The 2568-nt window shown below is 44.8% G+C and carries 1 protein-coding gene and 1 rRNA gene; both read right to left on the reverse strand.

The window, feature by feature from the left end; genetic code table 11:
* Positions 1-90 (reverse strand): 16S ribosomal RNA (locus CSQ93_RS28450); the annotation flags it as partial.
* A 545-nt stretch (positions 91-635) separates the two neighbouring features.
* A complete protein-coding gene (locus CSQ93_RS28455) occupies positions 636-2342 on the reverse strand; it encodes an outer membrane protein assembly factor BamB family protein (protein WP_158301414.1) in 1707 nt (568 codons plus the stop codon).
* Between the last annotated feature and the right edge of the window lie 226 nt (positions 2343-2568).

The raw sequence follows: 2568 nt of genomic DNA on the forward strand, positions 1-2568 counted from the left end.
ACCAGAGCAAGCTCCGTGCTGCCGTTCGACTTGCATGTGTAAGGCATGCCGCCAGCGTTCAATCTGAGCCAGGATCAAACTCTTCAGTTTAATCTCTGTTTAATGTCATTTCTGACAGGTCGGACAGTATCACTACCATCCAAATCTTTTGCATTGCAAAAGATTTGCTCACTCAAAAAACTGACAGGCTACTTCCGAAGAAGTATCCTATTTCATTATTTCTTGTGAACATTTGATATTTTAAGTTAGACGCCAATCCGAAGATTGACGCTGCACTTACATCAAATGCCCACACTTATCGACTGTTAATTGTTAAAGAACTGTATTCGGTTACTGCTTTCGCGCTATCGACAAAGCGTTGTGTTTGTCAGCTGCGAAGAAGGAAGAGTATGAAGCATTTCAGCACAATCGTCAACACCTTCTTTTCTACTACCCAGCCCCTGAAGGCTGTCCCTTTTGTGTCGCAAACTAGTGCGTCTCATTGGGGAGGCGAACTATAGCAAAGCGCCCCAGCGGAAGCAAGGCTTTTCGCTATACTTCTCTCTTTAAAGTACCGCCAGCATCTCATCCCCTCAGCCCCCCCTACCAATTTACTTTTAGCAGTCCGAGGAAGCTCTAAAATATTGATTAAATATTCATTTTTTCAAATTAATTGCAACAATAGCAATATCGCCTTTAATGTAAAGAATACCATTTGCCGATATTGCCAACTTACCACTGGCGTTGTAGCTCCACACTTGGGCGTGCGTGAGACGATCTATAGCATAAGTTGTGGTGTCAGTACTAATAAAGACCAAGTTTTTTGTAAGCAATACATCGCTAATGAATTCTTGGTTACCGGAAGGTGCGGTCCAGGACCAGAGGAGTGTGCCATCCGTCTCCTTGCGTGCCTCCAACATCAAGGTTTCACTATTGGCGGCGAAAATAATTCCGTCAGCGTAGGCCGAGTTCCCTAAGTAACTACCTTTTGCTGACCAACGCGGGGATTTTTTAATGACATCTAAAGCAACTATCCAATTTTTGGTATACGGCGTCAAATTAGACACCAACACCATGCCATTGGCTCCGATTACTGGTGCGCCACCAACACTGCGACCGCTCCAGGTCTCGTTTGGAACATTAATTTCGCTACGTAATGTACCTGTTACAGGATCAATCAGCTTAAGGCTACCGCCGACATAGACATACAAATTTTTTTCGTCCACTGCAGGCGTCCACCCATCGTTTTGCGGTAACGAGGTGAAAAAATTAAGTGCTCCCATTGATGGATTGAATGAATATAAACCACCATAATGGCCGCCGTTTGTATAGATGCTACCGCCGAAAATGGTAGGTGCCAAATAACTATCGTACTGTGAGTCCATTTTTGATTTAAAAATCTGCCGACCGCTACCAGCATCCAAACCAAACATTGCTGTCATATTCTGCGAGCCTGCTGAAATATAAATCGTGCTCTTGTTGAAGGCAGGCGGCTGTACGCTGGTGCCATCTGTATTATTTAAGGGGAAACGCCAAATCTCCCTTCCATCTTTCTCACTATACGCGGCCACAAAAGAAGGATTTTGATAAATAGAATATGTCTTCGTAGACAGGAAAATCATGTCATCGCCGGTCACTAGCGTCGATGGATGCAATGAAGATCCTTCATACGCTGCTGCCATCCATTTCCAACGTGCATTAAAATTACTTGGAATCAATGTCACTGGCACATACCCGGTATGTTGTGCATTACCCTGGAAGGTTTCCCAATCTGCTGCCCCCGCCAGTGGAGAGAGCTCACTCAAGTTCATTGCAGTCACTCCTCCTTCCGGTGGCACGACATCAATATCATATGGCAAGTTAAAAGGAGAGCCGGCAAGTTGCTTCGCACACAGGACGTCATAGCAGACATTAATGATAATGTTGCCAGCGTAATGGCCAGGCTTGGCTGAAAGGGCAGTTTTCACTTGAACATCCGCTGTTACGTCAGATAAAGGAACAACGGAAATATTCGGATCAAAGACGGTCGAATCGGAAGTCGCTTTTATATATACAGCCCCAGTAAATGCGACAGTCTGTTTTGCGTTCAAAATAATAGTTCTAGCATAACCGACAACACTGCTTGCACGAAGCGTAGCCGGTGTCAACGTATAGGGTGCAGGAGGCACGACAACTGGCGGTTCTACAATTGGGGGAGTAGTTACTGGCAACTCGACCGATGGAGGTGTCACAACTGGAGGTGTCACAACTGGAGGGACAGTAACTGATGGAGATATTGCTTCGGAACTGCTCCCCCCCCCACCTCCACAGGCAGAAAGAAGGGCCGCAACCACCATCACCATACTTATTTGAGACAGATTCATGTAATATCCTTTGCCAATAAGACATTACATTATCAACAATTAATTTATTTCACAATAGAAATTTTGATTTCCAAAAACAAATAATTAATTTTTTGACGAAAAAAAACCCCAACCGGATCACCGGAAGGGGTTTTTTCGAATAACAAGCCTGACGATAACCTACTTTCACACTGGTTGCAGCACTATCATCGGCGCAAAGTTGTTTCACGGTCCTGTTCGGGATGGG

It is taken from the genome of Janthinobacterium sp. BJB426, assembly GCF_002735705.1.
Taxonomy (GTDB): Bacteria; Pseudomonadota; Gammaproteobacteria; order Burkholderiales; family Burkholderiaceae_D; genus Janthinobacterium.